This is a genomic window from Halomonas sp. MMH1-48, from assembly GCF_022348105.1.
Classification (GTDB): domain Bacteria; phylum Pseudomonadota; class Gammaproteobacteria; order Pseudomonadales; family Halomonadaceae; genus Vreelandella; species Vreelandella piezotolerans.
The window spans coordinates 232,107-254,024 of record NZ_JAKRFL010000002.1 but is presented as its reverse complement, the minus strand read 5'-3'; the positions used below and the strand labels follow the sequence as shown (position 1 = coordinate 254,024).

Sequence of the window (21,918 nt, the reverse complement as noted above, 5' to 3'; positions counted from 1 at the left end):
TGCACAAATGTATATGGTGCCTGTCTTAACCGACGGGCAGACCAACGCGAGCGAACTGACTGCATGAAAATCAAGACCCTTGGAATGGCGGCACTCTTGCTGGTAGGCGCCAGCGGCGCCCAAGCACAATCCTTTGACGTTTCAGACATTCGTGTGGAAGGACTGCAGCGGGTTTCCGCCGCCTCGGTCTTTAATGCGTTCCCGGTGAGCGCCAACGACCGTGTCGACGAGCAGCAGCTCGCCGCGGCCGCCCGTGACCTGTTCGCCACCGGTTTGTTCGAAGACGTCTCGTTGGCCCGGGAAGGCGATGTGCTGGTGATCCAAGTGGTCGAGCGCCCCACCATCGCGCGCTTGAACATCGAAGGTAACGACCAGATCTCTGATGAAGACCTGCGCAACGGGCTACGCCAGTCGGGTTTGTCGGAAGGGCAGGTCCTACAGCTCTCGACGCTCGAAGAGATCGAGCGTGAGCTCGAGGGCGTCTATCAATCCCAGGGGCGTTACAGCGCTAGCATCGACGTTAACGTCGAGGAGATCGACGAAGGCCGCGTTCAGGTCAACATCGATATCAACGAAGGCGAAGTGGCCAAGATCCGCCAGATCAATATCGTCGGTAACCAGGATTTCGACGATGAGACGCTGCGCGACGTCTTTGAGCTGAACGACCGCCCAGGGCGTATCTTTGGCTGGTTCTCCAAAGACGAGTACTCCCGCGAAGCGCTCTCTGGCGATATCGAGCGTCTGCGTTCGTTCTATTTGGATCGTGGCTACGTCAACTTCGATGTGACGTCGACCCAGGTATCGATTGGCCCCGAGAAGTCCGACATCTTCATTACGCTCAATGTCGATGAGGGCAGCCAGTACCGCGTAGGCGATATCCGCTTTGCCGGTGATTTGCAGATCAGCGAAAACGAAGCCCGCAACCTGCTCGAAATCAACAGCGGCGATATCTTCTCCCGTGGCGATGTCAACGCCTCGACGGAAGCGCTGCGCCAGCGTCTGGGCGCGGAAGGCTTCGCCTTTGCCGAGGTGCAGGGCATTCCTGAAGTGGCCGATGACGGTGAAACGGTCGATCTCGTGATTGCTGTGAATCCAGGTCAGCGCGCTTACGTGCGTCGAATCGAGTTCTACGGTAATACCACGACCCAGGACGAAGTATTGCGCCGCGAGATGATCCAGCTCGAAGGCGCACCGGCATCGACGGAGTCGATCACGCAGTCGCGTCAGCGTCTGGAGCGTTTGGGCTTCTTTAGCCAAGTGGAAGTCGACACGCAGCCGGTACCGGGTGAGCCCGATCTGCTGGACGTGACTTATAACGTGGAAGAGCAGCCCTCCGGTTCGGTCTCTGCAAGCGTCGGCTTCTCGCAGAGCGCGGGCGTGATTTACGGGGTCGGCCTGGCTCAAAACAACTTCCTTGGCACCGGTAACCGTGTCAACGTCGGCGCCCAACGCAGTGACACCTTCACCAGCGTCAACTTCGCCTTCACCGATCCTTACTGGACGCTGGACGGCATCTCTCGCGGGTACAACGTGTTCTACCGCGAAACCGACTACGCCGACTCCGATATCTCGACGTTCTCGACCGATGCCTACGGTGCCGGTATCAACTTCGGCTACCCCATCAGCGAGTTGTCTCGCCTGAACTTCGGTGCCAGCGTCGAAGACGTCACGGTGAAAACCTACTTCGACACTGCCTCGGAAATCCGCCGCTATGTGGAAGATGAAGGCGAAAATGCGCAAAGCCTGAAGTTGACCGCGAGCTGGACACGCAACAACCTGAACCGGGGCATCATGCCGACCGCCGGTAATTACCAGCGCGTCTCGTTGGAAACCGGCGTGCCGGGTAGCGATGCGGAGTACTACAAACTCCAGGCCCGCGCGCAGCAGCTCTTCCCGTTTAACGATGACGAAACCTGGGTGCTGAAGTTCAGCGGTAATTTGGGCTACGCCGATACGCTGGGCAGCAACGATCCCTACCCGTTCTACGAAAACTTCTATGCAGGCGGCCTGGGCTCGGTGCGTGGTTTTACCTCCAACACCTTGGGCGAGCGCACCACGCCCGCCCGTGAGGGTGGCCGTGACCGCACCTTGGGCGGTAACGTACTGGTAGAAGGCTCCGCCGAAGTGCTTTTCCCGATGCCGTTCGTCGAGAACCAGCGCTCGGTACAGCCCTCGCTGTTCTTGGATGCAGGTAACACCTTCCTGAGCTCGTGCTACGACGTGCTGGAAGCGGATGCAGGACGCCAGCAGTGCAGCTCGGGCGTTGACCTTGGCGATCTGCGCTACAGCGTGGGCGTTGGCCTCTCGTGGCTGACGCCGGTAGGCCCGCTGACCTTTAGCGTGGCTGAGCCGCTGAATGACGAAAGTGGTGATGATACGCAGTTCTTCCAGTTCTCGCTGGGTCAAACGTTCTAATTGAAGGAGTAACATCATGGTGCGTAAACTGACTGCTGCTGTGTGTCTATTAGGGGCGATGACCCTACCGGCGTATGCCGCTGAAGTTGCGGTACTGGACTGGCGTGCGGCGCTGATGAATACACAGTCGGCTCAATCTTCGCTGAGTCAGCTCGAAGGGCAAATCGGTAGCCAGCAGCGTGAAGCCGAGGCGCTGGGCGGCGAGTTACAGCAGTTGCAGACGCGTCTGCAGCAGGAAGGGGAGACCATGTCTCAATCGGAGCGCGAGTCGCTGATTGCCGAGCTGCAGCAGAAGGGCGGTCGCTTCGAGCAGCTGCGCCGTGAAGTGCTGCAAGCGCAACAGGCCTCCGAGCAGCAATTCTTGCAAGGGGCCGAAGCCAAACTGGAGCAGGCCGTCGAGCAAGTGCTCGAACGTCATAACATTGACGTCCTCGTAGAGCCGCAAGGTGTGCTGCACTCCTCGACGGATCTACCCAACGTGACCAACGAAGTCACCCAGATTTTCGATTCGCTGAACTAATTTAATGACCCTCGGTGCGGCTTGGCCGCACCACTGCTTCCTTGGGCTCCCATGACGCACGCTTCTTACACTCTCACCCTTGCGGACATCGCACGTCACCTCGGCGTTGATTTCGAAGGCGACGACCATCAGCCCATCCGCGGTTTGGCAACGCTCAAGGAAGCAGCGTCGGATCAGGTCGCGTTTCTTGCCAATCGCGCCTACTTGAAAGACTTGGCCACCACCCAGGCGGCGGCCGTGCTGCTGCACCCAGAGCATGGCAAGAACTGCCCGGTGCCGCGCTTGGAGATGGAAAACCCCTACTTGGGTTACGCCAAGCTCTCCCAGCTCTTCGATCCGCTGCCTGCGCGTGACGTGCCGGGCATTCACCCCACGGCTGTGGTCGCCGATGGCGTCATGCTGGGAGACGGTGTCTGCGTGCAAGCGAATGCAGTGATCGAGCCTGGCGTCGTGCTGGGCGATCGCGTGGTCGTTGGGGCAGGTAGCGTGATTGGCGCGGACTGCGTGATTGGCGATGACACGCGGCTGCACGCCAATGTGACCGTGTGTCACGGCGTCGTGATGGGCAAGCGCGTCATTCTTCAAAGCGGCTGCGTGATTGGCGGCGACGGCTTCGGTTTTGCCCACGATGGGGCTGGCTGGCACAAGATTGCTCAGCTGGGCGGCGTGGTGCTCGGCGATGATGTGGAAGTCGGAAGCTGTTCCAGTATCGACCGAGGCGCGTTGGGCGATACCGTAATTGGCAACGATGTCAAAATCGACAGCCAAGTGCAGATTGCGCACAACGTCACCATTGGTGACCATAGCGCGCTAGCTGGCTGTGTCGGCATTGCAGGCTCTACCAAAGTGGGTAAGCACTGCATGTTGGGCGGCGGCGTGGGACTCTCGGGCCACCTGACCATCTGCGATGGGGTGCAGGTCACAGGCATGAGTTTGGTCACCAACTCAATTCACGAACCGGGGGTGTACTCGTCGGGTACCGGTGCCATGAGCAACACCCAATGGCGCAAAAATGCAGTGCGCTTCAAGCAGCTCGACGATATCGCCAAGCGTTTGGCGCGGGTAGAAAAAAGCCAGCGTGAATCGTGAAGAAAGAAGGATTTCCTAAGGGAGTGGCTTGAGGCTTCATAGCAGCAGGTTATAATCCACTGCCTTTTTACCAGTAGGATTGCTGGTACGTGCCTGACACTGCTCAGGCCTTTCGTCATTTTAGAGGTCGTTACGATGGTTATGGATATCAACGAAATTCGCGAATACTTGCCCCACCGCTACCCGTTCTTGCTGGTGGATCGAGTCACGCAGTTAACCGTGGGCGAAACCATCGTTGCGTACAAAAACGTGAGCATCAATGAGCCGTTCTTCAACGGCCATTTTCCTCACCATCCCATCATGCCCGGCGTACTGGTCGTTGAAGCGCTAGCACAGGTATGCGGTATCCTTGGGTTCAAAACGGTCAACAAGCTGCCGGCCGACGGCTATGTCTATTACCTCGTAGGCAGCGACAACGTACGCTTCAAGCGTCCTGTCATGCCAGGTGACCAGCTAACGCTCGAAGCCAACGTCATTCGCGGCAAACGGGGCATTTGGAAGTTTGCCTGCCGTGCCACGGTCGACGGCGAGCTGGCCTGCGAAGCGGAAATCATTTGTGCCGAGAGGAAGGTGGCTTGATACATCCTACTGCTTTGGTCGACCCAGCGGCACGGCTTGCCGATGACGTCGAGGTTGGCCCGTTTAGCGTGATTGGGGCAGACGTTACGATTGGCGCAGGCTCGGTCATTGGCCCCCATGTGGTGGTGAAAGGCCCCACGATACTGGGGGAGCGCACGCGTATCTTCCAGTTCGCCTCGGTGGGCGAAGACTGCCAGGACAAGAAATACGCGGGCGAACCAACGCGTCTCGTGATGGGTGACGATAACGTGATCCGAGAGGGGGTCACGCTGCATCGTGGTACCGTGCAAGACCGCAGCGAGACCACTATCGGCTCGCGCAATCTGTTTATGGCATACGTACATGTCGGCCATGATTGTGTCATTGGTAACGACTGCATCTTGGCCAACCAAGTGACCTTGGCGGGTCACGTGACGCTGGGCGATCACGCCATTTTGGGCGGCTTGTCCGCCGTGCATCAGTTCTGTCACTTTGGGGAGCACGCCATGGCGGGCGGCGGCTCGATCATTACCAAAGACACGCCTGCCTACGTCATGATCAATGGTAATCCCGCAGAGGCGCGTGGCTTGAACTTGGTCGGCTTGAAGCGCCGCGGGTTTAGCCGTGAAGCGATCGCTGCGCTGACCTCCGCTTACAAGCTGGTGTATCGTCAAGGCTTGACCGTCGAACAAGCAGTCAGCGAAATGCGCAGCCGCTTCGATCTGCCGGAAGTCACGCAGTTTGCAGACTCCATTGAGCGCTCGACCCGCGGTATCGTTCGCTAACTCTTCTCTTAACCGGCTCTCCCGTCACTATGACACTGCAGCGCGTATACCTTGTGGCAGGCGAACTCTCCGGCGATATCCTCGGTGCGGGACTGATGCAGGCGCTGCGCGCCCGCCATCCCCAGGTGGAGTTTCGCGGCATGGGCGGCCCTCGTATGGAGGCCCAAGGCTTGAAGAGCCGCTTTCCTCTCGAAACCCTTTCGGTGATGGGCTTGGTCGAGGTACTCAAGCACCTGCCCGAACTCATTCGTGTGCGCCGTACCCTGCGTGAAGAGGCGCTGGCTTGGCAGCCGGACATCATGATCGGCATCGACGCCCCCGACTTCAATATCGGCCTGGAGAAGCAACTTCGTGCCGCGGGTATCACGACGGCCCATTACGTGAGCCCATCGGTATGGGCGTGGCGTCAGGGGCGTGTGAAGAAAATCGCCAACGCGGTGGATGCCATGCTCACGCTGCTGCCTTTCGAGGCGGATTTCTACCATCGCCACCACGTTCCCGTGGCCTTCGTTGGTCATCCGTTGGCCGACGAACTGCCGCTGGAAAATGATCGCGAGGCGGCCCGCCGTGCGCTGGGCTTGGACCCGGGCGCACCGGTATTAGCGCTACTGCCCGGCTCTCGGCGGAACGAAGTTCGTTTCATGGGGGCCACCTTCTTGGAGGCGGTGATGCTGCTGTGCCAGCGCCACACGGAGTTGCAGGTGGTGATCCCTGCGGCCACCGCTCAGCGCTATACCGAGCTTGGCGCGCTGTTGGCAGGCTACCCCGCGTTGGCCCAGCGGATCACGCTGCTGGAGGGCCAAGCCCGCAAGGCGATGGTCGCCAGCGATGCGGTACTGCTGACCTCCGGTACGGCGGCGCTAGAGGCCATGCTGTGCCATCGCGCCATGCTGGTGGCGTATAAAATGGCACCCGCGACCCATTGGCTCGCCAAACGACTGGTGAAAACCCAGTGGATCTCGCTGCCGAATTTGATCGCTCAGGAGAGCGTGGTACCAGAGCTGATTCAGCACGCGGCGACGCCGGAGGCGATTGCCGAGCAGTTAGACCAGCGACTGAGCGATGCCGAGACGCGTCACGCACTAGAAGCGCGCTTTGCCTCGATGCATGCCACGTTGCAACGCACGGCCAGCGAGCGCGCCGCGCAGGCGATTACCGCTTTGGTTGCAGGCGAGCCGCTGGAGGCTAAATCGGATGCCGACTAAACCAGCCGACTTTCCACCGCTGGTGGTGGAGTATGCGGGGGATTTCCTGGCGGGGGTCGATGAAGTCGGTCGTGGGCCGTTGGTGGGGAGCGTCGTCGCCGCCGCCGTGATTCTGGACCCCAAGGCACCTATCGACGGCTTAACCGACTCCAAAAAGCTCACTGCCCGCAGGCGTGAGTCGTTGGATGTGCTCATTCGCGAGCGTGCCCTCGCGTTTGCCGTGGCAGAGGCGAGCGCAGAGGAGATCGACACGCTCAATATTTATCATGCAACGCATCTGGCCATGCGGCGCGCGGTGGATGCCCTACGTCCCCAGGCCGAGTACTTGCTGGTGGATGGCAATCGGCTGCCGGGGCATGCGCTGCCGGGGCAGGCCGTGGTGAAGGGTGACGCTCGTCATCCCGCGATTGCCGCCGCCTCGATTCTGGCCAAGGTGGCGCGGGATGCGCAAATGGCCGAGCTGGATCTGCGCTATCCTGAATACGGGTTTGCCCGCCACAAAGGGTACCCCACCAAGGAACACTTGGCGGCGCTGGAAGCCCACGGTGCACTGGCCGAGCACCGGAAGAGCTTCGCGCCCGTACAGCGCCAGTTAGCGCTGCTGTAGTCGCACACTTCATTTCATTTAGCGTTCAATGCTGAGAGTCCCATGACGGTTCCGTTCGTTCATCTTCGTTTGCACAGTGAATACTCTCTGGTCGATGGCTTGGTCAAACTCAAGTCACTGGTCAGCACGACCGCTGAGCGCGGGATGCCGGCGCTGGCGCTCACCGATGAAGCCAACCTGTTTGGTTTGGTCAAATTCTACAAAGCCGCCCAGGGCGCCGGGCTGAAGCCGATCATCGGTAGCGATCTCTGGCTCTCGAATCCCCATGATGAGGCGCACCCCTATCGCATCACGCTGTTGGCGATGAACGACGTGGGCTACCGTAACCTGACCGAACTGATCTCCAAAGGCTGGACCGACGGTCAGCGCCAGGGACGGGCGATCCTCGATAAACAGTGGGTATTGGCGCAGAGCGAAGGTCTGATTGCCCTGTCGGGCGGGCGTGAAGGCGAGATTGGCCGCCATCTGCTCTCCGAGCACGAGCGGGAAGCGCGCCAGCTGCTGGAAGAGTGGCAGCAGGCGTTTCCCGACCGCTTCTACCTGGAGCTCATCCGCACCGGCCGCCCTCTGGAAGAGGCCTGCGTACACGCTAGCGTTCAGTTGGCGATCGAGACCGGCACGCCGGTCGTCGCCACCAACGACGTGCGCTTTCTGGAGCGTGAGGATTTCTGGGCCCACGAAACCCGCGTCGCCATTGGTGAGGGTAAAGCCCTGGACGACCCGCGCCGCGAACGCCGCTATACCGAAGAGCAGTACCTCAAAAGCCCCGACGAGATGGCGGCGCTGTTTGCCGATATCCCCGAGGCGCTGGAAAACAGCGTGATGATCGCCGAGCGCTGCAGCGTCGATGTGCGTCTGGGAGAGATCTTCCTGCCCGAGTTCGGCATTCCCGAAGGCATGACCCAGGATGAGTTTTTTCGCAAGGTCTCCCACGATGGCCTAACGGAGCGGCTCGATTTTCTGTTTCCCGCCGAGCAGTACCCCAGAGACAGCGACGCGTTTCGCGAGATCGACCAGCGCTATCGCGACCGGCTGGAGTTCGAGCTCAACGTCATCATTCAGATGGGCTTCCCCGGCTACTTCCTGATCGTGATGGACTTTATCCAGTGGGCCAAGGACAACAACGTACCGGTGGGGCCAGGGCGTGGCTCCGGTGCGGGTTCACTAGTGGCCTACGCGCAGAAGATCACCGACCTCGACCCCATCGGCTACGATCTGCTGTTCGAGCGCTTTCTTAACCCTGAGCGTGTGTCCATGCCCGACTTCGACGTCGACTTCTGCATGGAGAAGCGCGACCGGGTCATCGAGTACGTGGCCGACCGCTACGGTCGTAACGCGGTCTCCCAGATCGTCACCTTCGGCACCATGGCGGCCAAAGCCGTGGTGCGCGACGTGGCCCGTGCCCAGGGCAAGCCCTACTCGCTGGGTGACAAGCTCTCCAAGCTGATCCCGTTCGAAGTGGGCATGACGCTGGCCAAGGCCATCGAGCAGGAGCCCGCGCTCAAAGAGTTCATCGAGAATGACGAAGAGGCCGAAGAGATCTGGGAAATGGCCCTGAAACTCGAGGGCACCACGCGGGGTACCGGTAAACACGCAGGGGGGGTGGTGATCGCTCCCACCAAACTCACCGACTTTTCGCCGCTGCTATGCGATGAAGACGGCGCGGGCTTGGTGGTGCAGTTCGATAAGAACGATATCGAAGACGCCGGGCTGGTCAAATTCGACTTCCTGGGCTTGCGTACCCTCACCATCATCGATTGGGCGCTTGAGATGGTGGATAAGGTGCGTGACGCTAACGGCCAGGGGCCGCTCAATATCGACGCCATTCCCCTGGACGACGGCAAAACCTTCGAGATGCTCAAGCGGGCAGAAACCACGGCGGTCTTCCAGTTGGAATCCCGCGGTATGAAGGAGCTAATCAAGCGCCTGCTGCCCGACTCCCTGGACGATATGATCGCCTTGGTAGCCCTGTTCCGCCCCGGTCCATTGCAGTCGGGCATGGTGGATGACTTCATCAACCGGAAACATGGCCGGGCGGAAGTCTCTTATCCACACCCGGATTATCAGCACGACCTGTTGAAACCGGTGTTGACGCCTACCTACGGCATCATTCTCTACCAAGAGCAGGTCATGCAGATCGCCCAGGTCATGGCAGGGTACACCCTTGGGCAGGCCGACATGCTGCGCCGTGCCATGGGTAAGAAAAAGCCCGAAGAGATGGCCAAGCAGCGGGCAGGTTTCATGGAAGGGTGTGCCGCCAACGGCATCGACAAAGACTTGGCGGGCAATATCTTCGACTTGGTGGAGAAGTTTGCCGGTTACGGTTTCAACAAGTCGCACTCGGCGGCCTACGCGCTGGTGTCTTATCAAACCGCATGGCTCAAAGCTCACTACCCAGGGCCCTTCATGGCGGCGGTGATGTCCACCGAGATGGACAACCTGGACAAAGTGGTGCCGCTGATCGAAGAGTGTCGTCACTTGAAGCTGACGGTGACGCCACCGGATGTCAACGTCGGTGGCTACAAGTTCACCGTGGATACCGACGGGCGGGTGGTGTACGGCTTGGGCGCGATACGTGGCGTCGGAGAAGGCCCGATTGGCGCGATTGTGGAAGCGCGAAACGCGGACGGACCGTTCAAGGATCTGTTCGACTTCTGCCGCCGCATCGATCCGAAACGGATGAACAAGCGTACCCTGGAAGCGCTGATACGCTCTGGCGCGTTGGATAACCTGGGGCCTAACCGGGCGGTGCTGTTCGCGGCGATGGAAGACGCACTGAAGGCGGCAGCGCAAAATCACGCCAACCAGAACCTGGGCATGATGGACATGTTTGGCGATGCCTTCGTCGCCGAAGAAGAGGCCAGCGATGTTTACGCCGAGTATCGTCATGTGCGCGAATGGACGGACCGTGAGCGGCTCTCTGGTGAAAAAGACACCCTGGGGCTCTACCTGACCGGGCACCCCATCGACGAGTACGAACGCGAACTCAAGCGCTTCGTGTCGACGCGTATCAGCGATTTGAAACCCTCTCGGGAACCGCAGCGGGTAGCGGGTTTGGTGGTCGCCATGCGCACCATGAAGTCCAAACGTGGCGATACCATGGCATTCATCACCCTGGACGACCGCACCGGACGTATCGAAGCGTCGCTGTTTGGCGAACTTTTCGAGCAGCTACGCGGCCAAATCGAGTCGGATCAAGTGATCATCGTGGAGGGCGAAGTCTCCAGCGACGACTTTTCCGGTGGCCTACGGCTGCGCGGCAAAGATGTGACGCCGATGGTCACGGCCCGCGTGCGCTACGGCCAAGCCGTCGAGCTGGCGCTGGATGCCGGACAGATCAATGGCCGATTGGTCGAGAGCCTGCGAGATAGCTTGACCCCTTTTCGGGATGACACCGGACTCCCCGTGCGGTTGCAGTACCGCCATCCAGACGCGACCGCTTGGCTGGAGCTGGCCGAGGAGTGGAAGGTTGCGCCGAGCGATGATCTGCTGCTTGCGCTGCGTGATGTGCAAGGGCAGGTAGGCGTCCAGTTACGCTACCGTTAATCACCTAGCGTACGAGCGCCCCAGGGCGCTCGTACGGAATTGAGCGGGCATTGCCTTGCGTGGCAGGGTCAGGGTGCGATAATGGCGCCCAATATGCTCGTTTCGACAAGGCTTATTTTTTTATAGGCAGCTTACAGGCAGAGCCGATGAATCCTAACTATCTCGATTTTGAACAGCCCGTTGCCGAACTCCAGGCAAAAATTGAGGAGCTGCGTTTGGTGAGTTCTGACAGCCAAGTGAATCTCTCCGATGAGATTTCACGGCTGGAGGAGAAGAGCCGCAAGTTAACGGAATCCATCTTCAAAGACCTGACACCGTGGCAGGTGTCGCAGCTCTCGCGGCACCCCCAGCGTCCTTACACGCTGGACTACCTAGCGCACATCTTTACCGATTTCGACGAGCTGCACGGCGACCGTAACTTTGCCGACGATGCCGCTTTGGTCGGCGGGGTCGCCCGTTTGAACGACGCCCCGGTCATGGTGATTGGGCATCAGAAAGGTCGCGACGTGAAAGAGAAAGTGCGCCGTAATTTCGGCATGCCGCGTCCGGAAGGCTATCGCAAGGCCTGCCGTCTGATGGAGATGGCCGAGCGTTTCAAGATGCCGATCCTGACGTTCATCGACACCCCAGGGGCCTACCCGGGTATCGATGCCGAAGAGCGCGGCCAGTCGGAAGCGATTGCTTATAACTTGGCGGTCATGTCACGTTTGAAGACGCCGATCGTCTCCACCGTGGTAGGCGAGGGTGGCTCCGGTGGAGCGCTGGCGATCGGTGTGTGCGACGAGTTGCACATGCTGCAGTACTCGACCTACTCGGTGATTTCTCCGGAAGGCTGCGCCTCCATTTTGTGGAAGAGCGCCGAGAAAGCCTCCGACGCGGCTCAGGCCATGGGCATTACGGCCGAGCGTTTGAAGGAGCTGGGCTTCGTGGACTCGTTGATCAAAGAGCCGCTGGGCGGCGCTCATCGTCACCCGATCGATACCGCAGCGCGGGTTAAAGAAGCGCTGTCGGCCAGCCTCGAACGCCTGCAGGCGCTGGATAGCGACGCCCTGCTAGAGCGCCGCTATGCGCGGCTGATGAGCTATGGCGCCCCAGCCGCCTAAACGGCTGTTAGGCCTGCTCGAAGACGCCCTGGCGGAGACCCCGCCAGGGCGTTGCGTTTGGGTTGCCCTCTCCGGCGGCTTGGACTCCTCGTTGCTGCTGGCGCTGGCTGCCGAGGTGTGTCGCGGCAGCGGCAATAGACTGCGCGCGTTGCACGTCAATCACGGTCTTCAAGCCGCCTCCAATGACTTCGAAAGCCACTGTCAGCGGCTGTGCCAGCGCCTGAGCGTCCCACTCACCATCGAGCGTGTGGCCGTGGACGTCAAGGGAGACGGTGTGGAAGCCGCCGCCCGGCGTGCCCGCTACGCGGCCTTTGCGCTGCATGTGCCTGCGGGTGACACCCTATGGCTGGCGCAGCACCAGGACGATCAGGCAGAAACGCTGCTGCTGGCAGCGTTGCGGGGTAGCGGCATTCGTGGGCTGGCAGGCATGCCATTTCGACGGGAGTGGCAGGGCATCACGCTGCTGCGCCCGTGGCTTGGCGTCACGCGTCAAACCCTGGCCGATACGGCCCACGCGCTGTCGCTTGATTGGTGTGAAGACCCCAGCAATCGCGATATAGCATTCGATCGCAACCGCTTGCGCCATGAGATCCTGCCAACGCTGACCCAGCGCTGGCCAGGGGCGGTGCGCTCCCTGGCCCAAAGTGCAGGCTTGGCTGGTGAGGCCGATACGCTGCTCGCCAGCTACGCTGCCGATGAGCTGGCCGGACTCACGTTAGCGCCGGGCTGTCTCGACGCGTCGGCACTGATGGCGCTGCCACTACCCCGCCAGCGCCTGCTGGTGCGCACACTCTGCCAGCAATGCGGGCTGCCGACGCCTCCCCAGGCACGCTTGACCAGCCTGCTCGGCCAGCTCAGCGCTGCCCAGGATGCCCAGGTGCTCGTCGAGTGGTCCGGTGCCCAGGCGCGGGTATGGCGGCACAGGCTGTATCTGATGGCGCCATTGGTTGCGCTGCCAAATTGGCAAACGCCGTGGAACGGCGCGCCGGGGGTTTCAACGCCACTGGGGCCGCTGCAGCTGCGACTAGGCGTCGATGGCGACCGCACCGCCCCCGTTATGCTGCGCTGGCGACAGGGCGGCGAGGTGCTCGACCTGCCTGGGCGCGGTCGGCGTGATCTCAAACGCTGGCTGCAAGAGCAGGCGCTGCCACCCTGGGAGCGCAGGCGTTTGGTGATCGTCATGGCGGGAGAGCGCTGTCTAGGCGTGCTCCAACCGCCTGCCAAGGTACTTTGGCAGGCGAAGGGGGTCACGTTCGAGCACGAGTGTTAGGTCGGTATGTTCAAATGAAGCGTCAAACCTGCGTTGGTCATGAACGCCTGCTCCTGCTCTAAATCAGTGCTGAGCAGCGTTGGTTCATCGCTGGGGGGCAGCGTGATGGTCATCGTTTCACCTTGATGATCCACCGTGATCTCGGGCGGGATCGGCGCGCCTTCCGGGCGCGAGTGGTTGATCAAGACCGCGAGACGCAGCAAGCGCGCCAGTTTGACTGCGCTGGCCTGCTGGGACGCCGGCAGCGCTTGCCACTCTTTAATGGGGAATTTACGCCGATGGGCACGCACCAAAAACGCCAGCAACCGCTGCTCGGGGCGTGAAAATCCGGCTAGGTCGGAGTGCTCCAATAGATAAGCGCCGTGGCGATGAAACTGGCTATGGGAGATGGCCAGACCGATTTCATGCACATGGCTAGCCCACGTCAGGTAGTGGCCCTGCTCGGCGGTCAACCCCCACGGCTTTTTAATCGCTTCGAACAGACGATTGGCCGTGTCGGCGACGTTGTCCGCCTGGCGCGTATCGACGTCGTAGACCCGTTTGAGCATCTCCAGTGTGTTGGAGCGGGTGTCTTCGGCGCTATTGCGTCCCGCCATGTCGTACAGGACTCCTTCACGCAGCGCGCCATCTGCGAAGCGCATCTGTTCGAGGTCGAACGCCTCGAAGATAGCGCTCAAGATAGCAATGCCTGCAGGGAAAACGCGCGCACGATCAGGCTTCAATCCCTCCAATTCCACTTTGTCGAGCTGTTTGCATTTGAGCAGCCGCTCGCGCAGCTTCTTGAGCCCGCTGCGTGTGATTACGCCTTCTTGTGGCGTGTCGCCATAGGCGAACAGGACGCTAGCGGCGGCCTTGATCGTGCCGCTGGAGCCAACGGGGTCGTCCCACCCCAGGCGCTGGTAGGGACGCTGTATATTGGCCAGCTCCGAGAGGGCCGCCAGCTCGGCGCGACGCATACGTTTTTCCGTCAGATCGCCATCGGCGAAAAAACGGCTGGTAAAGGTAACGCACCCCATGCGCAGACTCTCCAGCGCTTTGGGCTCGAAGGCTTCGCCAATAATGAATTCGGTAGAGCCACCGCCAATATCGACAATCAAGCGTCGGCCGCTTTCGGCCAGCGCGTGGGCGGCGCCCAGATAGATCAGACGGGCTTCTTCACGCCCGGCGATGATTTCGATGGCGTGGCCGAGCTGCGCCTCCGCTCGTTCGATGAACGTTTGGCTATTATGGGCGTCTCGCAGCGCGTTGGTCCCCACGATGCGCAGGTGAGACCCCTCAATATCGGTCAAAAACGGCGCAAATCGGCCCAGACAGTCGAGCGCGCGCTGCATGGCGGCTTCGCTGAGATAACCGTTTTCGTCGAGTCCTGCCGCCAGTTGGACCTTCTCGCCCAGGCGTGCCACGACTTGCAATCGTTCATTTTGGTAATTAGCCACCAGCAGGTGAAAGCTATTGGAGCCCAGGTCAATGGCGGCTAGGCGCTGCGGCTCGCCGCTCTCGAACTCGGCAGGGGCGGCGGCGATGGGGAGCGAAATGTCCTTGGGCATGAGCTATCCTTCAAATTGGCTATGCCAAGGTTGCTGCGACCTCTGACTATTGTCAATTGCCAAAGGCTTGCGTTTGTCGCGGGGCTTGACTACCATCGAGCTACTGGCTTGATCCGAGTTGGCTTGTTCGTCTAAACAAGCGCACTGACTCGGGCACCCCGAGCAGTACGTACCCAGATGGCATCAGCCAGATGTCCAAGTCGTCAGACAGCCCGCTGAAACGCATTCTCCGTGCCAATCAGATTAGCTAGTTTATTTGCACCCTCATGCTAAGCAGTCAGTGATGCCGCTTTTACGTATTAGGTATCGTTATGGCGACTGCCCGGCTTTTACCACGCGAGCGTGTGCCTAAATGGGGTCTGAACGCATCACTCGGCGCTTAGCCCTATGATATTGACCCTATGATATCGGCCAAGCCTCCTGTCTTATTCCTGGCGCTTAGCGCCTAGCTTTCATGAGCAATTTTCTAACACACCGATGAATCTCACTGAACTCAAGCAAAAAACCGTTCCCGAGCTGCTCGATATCGCCCGTGAAATGGGCATCGACAACCTGGCCCGTTCGCGCAAACAGGACATCATTTTCGCCATCCTCAAGAAGCATGCCAAAAGCGGCGAGGATATTTATGGCGACGGTGTGCTGGAAATTCTTCAGGATGGCTTCGGCTTCCTGCGTAGCGCCGACAGTTCGTACCTCGCCGGACCGGACGATATCTACGTATCGCCTTCACAGATTCGTCGTTTCAATCTGCGCAAGGGCGACTCCATTTCCGGCAAAATTCGTCCGCCCAAAGAGGGCGAGCGCTATTTTGCGCTGCTCAAAGTCAGCCAGATCAACTTTGATCGTCCGGAAAATGCCAAGCACAAGATTCTCTTCGAGAACCTGACGCCGCTGTTTCCGAACGACCGTCTGCGTATGGAGATCGGCAACGGGTCGACCGAAGATCTGACCGCCCGGATCATCGATCTGACCGCGCCCATCGGTAAAGGTCAGCGCGGCCTGCTGGTGTCTCCCCCGAAAGCGGGTAAGACACTGATGCTGCAGAACATCGCGACCTCGATCACGCGCAATAACCCCGAGTGTCATCTGATCGTGCTACTGATCGACGAGCGCCCGGAGGAAGTCACCGAGATGTCCCGCACCGTGCGCGGTGAAGTGGTCGCCTCCACCTTCGATGAGCCGCCTGCCCGCCACGTACAGGTAGCCGAAATGGTCATCGAAAAAGCCAAGCGCTTGGTTGAGCACAAGAAAGACGTGGTGATCCTGCTCGACTCCATCACTCGCTTGGCGCGTGCTTACAACACCGTCGTACCCAGCTCTGGCAAGGTGCTCACCGGTGGTGTGGATGCCCATGCACTCGAGAAGCCGAAACGCTTCTTTGGGGCGGCGCGTAATATCGAAGAGGGCGGCAGCCTGACGATCATCGCCACTGCGCTGGTCGATACCGGCTCGAAAATGGACGAAGTCATCTTCGAAGAGTTCAAGGGCACCGGTAACATGGAAGCGCACCTTGACCGCAAACTGGCGGAGAAGCGTGTCTTCCCGGCGATCAACATTCGCCGCAGCGGCACTCGCCGTGAGGATCTATTGGCCTCTGAAGATGAAATGCAGCGTATGTGGATCCTACGAAAACTGCTCAACCCGATGGAAGATACCGCAGCCACCGAGTTCTTGATCGATCGTCTGAAAGACACCAAGACCAATCTCGAATTCTTCGAAGCCATGAAGCGCCGTTAAGGCGCTCCAGGGTGGCGGTTCCGCCAGACAGCCGGGTTGAGGAGAGGGCATTGAAGTACAACGATCTGCGTGACTTTATCGCAACGCTGGAGGCGCAGGGTGAACTTAAGCGCATCACGGCCGAAGTAGATCCCTACTTGGAAATCACCGAAATCTGCGACCGCACGCTGCGTGCCGGTGGTCCTGCACTGCTGTTCGAAAATGTGAAGGGTCACGACATGCCGCTGTTGGGAAACCTGTTCGGCACCCCAAAACGGGTCGCGCTGGGCATGGGGCAGGATTCGGTCGAGGCGCTGCGCGAAGTGGGCAAGCTCTTGGCATTTTTGAAGGAGCCAGACCCGCCCAAAGGGTTAAAAGACGCTTGGGACAAACTGCCGATCTTCAAGCAAGTGCTCAGCATGGGGCCCAAGAGCGTCAAGCGTGCGCCGGTTCAGGAAGTCGTTTACGAAGGCGATGACGTGGACTTGGGGCGCTTGCCGATTCAGCACTGCTGGCCGGGCGATGCGGCACCGCTGGTCACGTGGCCGCTGGTGATCACCAAAGGCCCCCATAAAAAGCGCCAAAACCTGGGCATCTATCGCCAGCAAAAGATCGGCAAGAATCGCCTGATCATGCGCTGGCTATCCCATCGCGGCGGCGCGCTGGATTTTCTCGAGTTCCAAAAAGCCCATCCCGGCGAACCGTTCCCCGTCGCGGTGGCGTTAGGCGCCGACCCGGCGACCATTCTCGGTGCGGTGACGCCCGTACCGGACACGCTCTCCGAATATGCCTTTGCAGGCCTGCTGCGCGGCTCGCGCACCGAGCTAGTGAAATGTGGCCATGCGGACCTCGACGTGCCCGCCTCCAGCGAAATCATCCTGGAAGGGTTCATCTATCCGGATGACATGGCGCCAGAAGGGCCGTTTGGTGACCACACTGGGTACTACAACGAGGTGGATCACTTTCCCGTTTTCACTGTGACACGCATGACCATGCGTCGCGACGCCATCTATCACTCCACGTACACTGGCCGCCCCCCTGATGAGCCCGCCATTTTAGGTGTGGCGCTCAACGAAGTGTTCGTGCCCATCCTATGCAAGCAGTTTCCTGAGATCGTCGACTTCTACTTGCCTCCGGAAGGGTGCTCTTACCGCATGGCGGTCGTCACCATGAAGAAGCAGTACCCCGGTCACGCCAAGCGCGTGATGATGGGCGTATGGAGCTTCTTGCGCCAGTTCATGTACACCAAGTTCGTCATCGTGCTGGATGACGATGTGGATGCACGCAATTGGGAAGATGTGATGTGGGCGATCACCACGCGTATGGACCCTGCTCGAGACACCGTCATGGTCGAAAATACCCCCATCGACTACCTCGACTTTGCGTCGCCAGTGTCTGGGCTTGGCTCCAAAATGGGACTGGACGCGACCAATAAATGGCCCGGCGAAACCGACCGCGAGTGGGGGACGCCCATCGTCATGGACGAAGCGGTGAAAACCCGTGTCGACGAGCGCTGGGGCGAACTGGGCATTGATATTCCGCTACCCACACCGCGTCATGGTTAAGCGGATGTGTGGGGCCGAACGACTTTCCACAAAGAGGCTTTCATGAGCGCTACGTTAACGTGCAAAACGCTAACCTGCCAAGTCACCGCCGTCGAGGACCTCAATCCCGACGTGTTCCAAGTGACGCTTGCCGGTCGCGCTGAGGCAATGCAGCATGCGCCCGGTCAGTACCTCGAGCTAATGCTGGACGAGGCCACGTGGGTGCCCTTCTCGATTGCGAGCTGCGACAGAGGCGACGGCACGCTGGAGTTACAGATTCAGCACTGGCCCGAGCGAGATAACTCCCAACGTCTACGCCAACTGCTACAGGTGGCGAATCAGCTCACCGTTCGTTTGCCGAGCGGAGAGTGCGTGTTGGATACCCAGAGTGAGCGTCCGCTACTGCTGATTGCCGCAGGGACGGGGTTCGCCCAGATGAAGGCCATCGTCGAGGCTGCCCTGCGTGACCAGCCCACACGACCCATTTCGCTATGGTGGGCAAACCGTGAGCACCGTGACCTGTATGCCGAAGACCTCGCCTGCGCATGGGCACAGCAGCATGACCACATAGCGTTCCATGCCGTTACCGAGTTTCCGCTCACCGAGCCGCTCGCTTCTGGAGAACGCATCGTCCATCACCAAGGTCGCGTCGACTTGGTGTTGGAGAGTGAGCTTGCCAAGGCCCCCATCCAGCCAAGCGATTGCGATGTCTACCTCTCGGGCTCGCCCGGCATGGTGTACGCTTGCGTGGACGTGCTGGAACGTTTTGGGGTGAGCAGTGCGCAAATGTTTTCGGATGTGTTTGCCTACGCTCCTCGGCCTCACTAAAATGATTGATCACTTTTAGTGTACGGCTTAAGCCGTCAACTCGATCCGCTATTGAGGAGGCTGTCATGGCCCATCACGACGACAATTTCAAAGACGATTCTGGCATTCTGCCGATCATACTGGGCATCGTGGTCTTGGTCGGTATGAGTGCACTGCCCGCCACGATTGGTTGGATCCAAGCGTTCGGCAGCTAATCACTTGCTCATGGGCAACCCGCACGCAAATTCTCGGTTGCCATTTGGCGCCTGCGCAGGCAGGATAAAGACAGTTCGTCATTAATCGATTGAGGAAGCCCCATGCTACACGGCACGCTGTCATCAAGCGTCACCGCCAAACCGGAAACGGTGACGTACGCTTGGGCGAGCGTCGGTGTCACTCAATTCGGTTACTATGCAGCGTATTGGTTTAGCCACGGTGTGCCCCTGGCTGACGCTTAGCGTCGCGCCAGCAGGCACACCGCTCCGGTTGCCTGCCGCATGCAAAGAAGCCTCGGTGGGTAACTCCACCGAGGCTTCTTTCGTTTTACGCAACCACATTTCATACGTCATTCATTCAGGAGCTGCACCATGTCTTACCGCGCACACTTTATCGCTAGTCTGAACGCCATCCGTTATATCGGCTATGGCTATGGCTGGCGATTTAGCGTCGCGCGGTCGGTGCTAGCTGCCACCTCCGACCGTGCCCATTTGGGTGGCAAGTTGGTGATGCGATGTCACGCGCTATGCCCTACGAATTCGGAGAGTTAACTGATGAATGCCCCTATCCATACTGCCAATACTGCTTGCCCCACGACTGCCCCGGCTTCCTCGCTCATGTCTGCAACGGCTCTGCCGCTACCCGCTGAGCTGCGTCAGCGGGTGAGTGTGAACAGCACGCTCCGTTCCCAAATCGATCAGCAGCGCCAAGCGGTGCAGCGTATTCTCAACGGGCATGATGATCGCCTGCTCGTCGTGGTAGGACCCTGCTCCATCCACGACCCGGATGCTGCCCTGGAGTACGCGGATCGTTTGGCAGCGCTCAGCGACGAGGTGAGCGAACGGATTCTGCCGGTGATGCGGGTGTACGTTGAGAAGCCGCGCACTACGGTCGGTTGGAAAGGGCTGGCCTACGATCCTGATCTGGATGGTAGCGGTGATATGCCGCGCGGTATGACACTATCTCGTGAATTGATGCACGCCGTCGCCTCCCGCGGCCTGCCGATAGCCACCGAGCTATTGCAGCCGATGCTGGCCCCCTACCTGGATGACCTGCTGAGCTGGGTGGCGATTGGGGCGCGCACCACGGAGTCCCAGCTACACCGTGAATTGGCTAGCGATCTCAGCGCTGCCGTAGGCTTCAAAAATGCCACCAGCGGTGACGTGCAGGTAGCCATCGATGCCATGCAGGCGGCGGCCCACTCCCATCAGCGTTTTGCCATGGATAGTCAGGGCCGCCCGATCATGCAGGAGACCGCAGGCAACCCACACACCCATGTGGTATTACGCGGTGGTCACGGTGAACCTAATTACCAAGCGCACCATGTGCGCCGCGCCGTGAATACGCTATGCGAGGCGGGCCAGAATCCGCGCTTGATGGTGGACTGTAGCCACGCCAACGCCCGTAAGGATCACCGCCGCCAAAGTGAAGTCATGCTGGACGTATTGGCTCAGCGTCAAGCGGGCGACGCAAATTTGGTGGCATTGATGCTAGAGAGTCATTTGTACGAAGGCAAACAAGCGTTGACGCCCAGTGCGCTACGCTACGGCGTCTCGGTCACTGATGCCTGCGTCAGCTGGGAGACCACCGAGCGCTTGCTGAAAACCGCCGCGGAGCGACTGACCTAGCGCGTTGACTGACCCGGCCAGCCCCGTATCATAAGGACTCCTTTCGATCACGAGGTTGGCCATGGCCTTTACCCTTGAACAGCACGACCCTGCTACGTACCGTCGCAAAGCCCGTATCATCAGCGTGGCAATGGCCGGGCAACTGATCATTTTTGGCCTGCTGTTTTCCATGCTGCTCACCGCTACCTTTGGAAGCAGCATCTGGCTGAACGCGCTGGGCGTTCTGCTGGGCCTGCTCGCCACCAGCGCCATGTTCGCTGCGCTCAGAGAGCGCCCGTGGATGGCCGAAATGCGCTACGTTTGGCAGCTCAAGCACCACTTGTCGCGCATTAGTAGCTATCTGCAGCCGCTGCGCCGTGCGGTGGAACAGGATAATCGTTTAGCGCTGGATATTCTGACCTTCTACCACCAAGGCATGGCTCAACTGGCAGAACTGAACGGCCGCACCACCGATGACGATGCCGAACGGCTCGCAGAAAAAATGCAGGTCAAAGTAAAGCGTGACGAACTAGGGCTACCCAAAGAGGTAGCTACGTTCGACCCGCACGACCTGAGCGCTTTTAAGAAGTAAGTGGTGTAATAAGCCATGAAATGAGGGATTCGATAGGGAGCACGTTCGATGAAGGCTAATACGGCATCACTACTACTCGCCACCGCGGTAGCGACCGCGATACTGCTGGGCGGCTGCGCCACCAGTGCGCCAGTCGATGAGCAGCCAGTGAAAACCACCGTGCAGAGCAGCGCGCCGCTGCTGCCTTCGGTGCTGTTTCCCGGCAGCGCCGAGCGTTTTCAGGCCTGGAACTGCCAACCAGCCAATCAAGACTTGGTCACGGCCGTCAATGGGAACGAGTTACGGCTGTGGTCGTTGCACGGTGCGTGGCGATTGCCTCAAGCCGTAGTGGCCAGCGGTGCCCGTTATCAGGATGGCGATATCAGCTTCTGGAATCGCGGCGATCGGGCGCAAATCGAAACGCCGCGAGGGCAGCTACAATGCCATCAAGGGGTTCAGCGGGAGATTGCCACGCGTGGCAGCCACCCGGGTGTGATGTTGTTAGCCCGCGGTAACGAGCCCGGCTGGACGATCGAACTGGCGAACGATGCGCCCGTCATGACCTGGACCACTAATTACGGCAGCGACACGGCGACCATGCCCTATATGGTCAGCGTGATGGATAACGACGCGGGCCGGGTGGTGATCGAGAATGCCAACGCCGAGCAGTTTTTCCGCGTACGTATTGAATCAGGTGCCTGTTTCGACGACATGAGTGGCGAACCCTATCCTGCTCGCGTGACGTTCACCATGGATGGCGAACAATATAAAGGATGTGCACAAGGCATTGCGCCGTAGCCTGTCATGGCCTT

19 protein-coding genes are annotated in these 21,918 nt (G+C 59.8%); 18 read left to right on the top strand and 1 reads right to left on the bottom strand.

Annotated elements, in window-relative coordinates; all coding sequences use genetic code 11:
- The first annotated feature begins 84 nt into the window (after window positions 1–84).
- The 10 genes from bamA (at window position 85) to tilS (ending at window position 13,098) form a co-directional block, all read left to right on the top strand.
- Complete coding sequence (gene bamA / locus MHM37_RS03255) at window positions 85–2,415, top strand: outer membrane protein assembly factor BamA (protein WP_239295906.1); 2,331 nt, start codon at window positions 85–87, stop codon at window positions 2,413–2,415.
- A gap of 19 nt (window positions 2,416–2,434) precedes the next feature.
- Entirely contained in the window at window positions 2,435–2,935 is a 501-nt protein-coding gene (locus MHM37_RS03250) for an OmpH family outer membrane protein (protein WP_139528410.1), read from the top strand.
- Window positions 2,936–2,986: 51 nt separating this feature from the next.
- A complete protein-coding gene (gene lpxD / locus MHM37_RS03245) occupies window positions 2,987–4,024 on the top strand; it encodes a UDP-3-O-(3-hydroxymyristoyl)glucosamine N-acyltransferase (RefSeq protein WP_219862701.1) in 1,038 nt (345 codons plus the stop codon).
- A 135-nt stretch (window positions 4,025–4,159) separates the two neighbouring features.
- Window positions 4,160–4,603, top strand: a complete 444-nt coding sequence (gene fabZ, locus MHM37_RS03240; RefSeq protein ID WP_044629712.1) for a 3-hydroxyacyl-ACP dehydratase FabZ — start codon at window positions 4,160–4,162, stop codon at window positions 4,601–4,603.
- Window positions 4,600–5,367 carry an acyl-ACP--UDP-N-acetylglucosamine O-acyltransferase gene (gene lpxA, locus MHM37_RS03235; RefSeq protein WP_153843453.1) on the top strand — a complete coding sequence of 256 codons (768 nt, stop codon included), beginning with the start codon at window positions 4,600–4,602 and terminating at the stop codon, window positions 5,365–5,367. Before fabZ ends, lpxA begins: the two co-directional genes overlap by 4 nt.
- A gap of 29 nt (window positions 5,368–5,396) precedes the next feature.
- Entirely contained in the window at window positions 5,397–6,572 is a 1,176-nt protein-coding gene (gene lpxB, locus MHM37_RS03230) for a lipid-A-disaccharide synthase (protein WP_219862703.1), read from the top strand.
- Entirely contained in the window at window positions 6,562–7,179 is a 618-nt protein-coding gene (gene rnhB / locus MHM37_RS03225) for a ribonuclease HII (RefSeq protein WP_219862705.1), read from the top strand. The genes lpxB and rnhB overlap by 11 nt, the downstream gene beginning before the upstream one ends.
- Window positions 7,180–7,221: 42 nt before the next feature.
- A complete protein-coding gene (dnaE, locus tag MHM37_RS03220; RefSeq protein ID WP_139528327.1) occupies window positions 7,222–10,725 on the top strand; it encodes a DNA polymerase III subunit alpha in 3,504 nt (1,167 codons plus the stop codon).
- Between the two features lie 146 nt (window positions 10,726–10,871).
- Window positions 10,872–11,828 (top strand): acetyl-CoA carboxylase carboxyl transferase subunit alpha, encoded by a 957-nt coding sequence (gene accA, locus MHM37_RS03215; RefSeq protein WP_139528328.1) that lies wholly within the window; start codon window positions 10,872–10,874, stop codon window positions 11,826–11,828.
- A complete protein-coding gene (gene tilS / locus MHM37_RS03210) occupies window positions 11,809–13,098 on the top strand; it encodes a tRNA lysidine(34) synthetase TilS (protein ID WP_239295797.1) in 1,290 nt (429 codons plus the stop codon). The genes accA and tilS overlap by 20 nt, the downstream gene beginning before the upstream one ends.
- Here tilS and ppx read toward each other — a convergent pair.
- Window positions 13,095–14,645, bottom strand: a complete 1,551-nt coding sequence (gene ppx / locus MHM37_RS03205; protein ID WP_139528330.1) for an exopolyphosphatase — start codon at window positions 14,643–14,645, stop codon at window positions 13,095–13,097. The two genes, tilS and ppx, sit on opposite strands and share 4 nt — an antisense overlap.
- Before the next feature lie 477 nt (window positions 14,646–15,122).
- On the opposite strand from ppx, the gene rho reads away from it, so the two are divergent.
- The 8 genes from rho to MHM37_RS03170 all read left to right on the top strand — a co-directional run bounded on the left by rho (window position 15,123) and on the right by MHM37_RS03170 (window position 21,904).
- Complete coding sequence (rho, locus tag MHM37_RS03200; protein WP_139528331.1) at window positions 15,123–16,382, top strand: transcription termination factor Rho; 1,260 nt, start codon at window positions 15,123–15,125, stop codon at window positions 16,380–16,382.
- A gap of 50 nt (window positions 16,383–16,432) precedes the next feature.
- Window positions 16,433–17,926 carry a 4-hydroxy-3-polyprenylbenzoate decarboxylase gene (gene ubiD, locus MHM37_RS03195; RefSeq protein WP_139528332.1) on the top strand — a complete coding sequence of 498 codons (1,494 nt, stop codon included), beginning with the start codon at window positions 16,433–16,435 and terminating at the stop codon, window positions 17,924–17,926.
- A gap of 42 nt (window positions 17,927–17,968) precedes the next feature.
- Window positions 17,969–18,733: an NAD(P)H-flavin reductase gene (locus MHM37_RS03190; RefSeq protein WP_139528333.1), complete on the top strand. Its 765-nt coding sequence runs from the start codon at window positions 17,969–17,971 to the stop codon at window positions 18,731–18,733.
- A 65-nt stretch (window positions 18,734–18,798) separates the two neighbouring features.
- On the top strand, window positions 18,799–18,927 hold the full coding sequence (locus MHM37_RS17075; RefSeq protein ID WP_255303977.1) for a hypothetical protein: 129 nt from the start codon (window positions 18,799–18,801) through the stop codon (window positions 18,925–18,927).
- Window positions 18,928–19,299: 372 nt separating this feature from the next.
- Complete coding sequence (locus MHM37_RS03185) at window positions 19,300–19,479, top strand: hypothetical protein (protein ID WP_139528334.1); 180 nt, start codon at window positions 19,300–19,302, stop codon at window positions 19,477–19,479.
- A 3-nt stretch (window positions 19,480–19,482) separates the two neighbouring features.
- Window positions 19,483–20,556 (top strand): 3-deoxy-7-phosphoheptulonate synthase, encoded by a 1,074-nt coding sequence (locus MHM37_RS03180; RefSeq protein WP_239295798.1) that lies wholly within the window; start codon window positions 19,483–19,485, stop codon window positions 20,554–20,556.
- A gap of 61 nt (window positions 20,557–20,617) precedes the next feature.
- Window positions 20,618–21,127, top strand: a complete 510-nt coding sequence (locus MHM37_RS03175) for a DUF3087 family protein (RefSeq protein ID WP_139528336.1) — start codon at window positions 20,618–20,620, stop codon at window positions 21,125–21,127.
- Between the two features lie 48 nt (window positions 21,128–21,175).
- A complete protein-coding gene (locus MHM37_RS03170; RefSeq protein WP_239295799.1) occupies window positions 21,176–21,904 on the top strand; it encodes an MliC family protein in 729 nt (242 codons plus the stop codon).
- Window positions 21,905–21,918 lie beyond the last annotated feature (14 nt).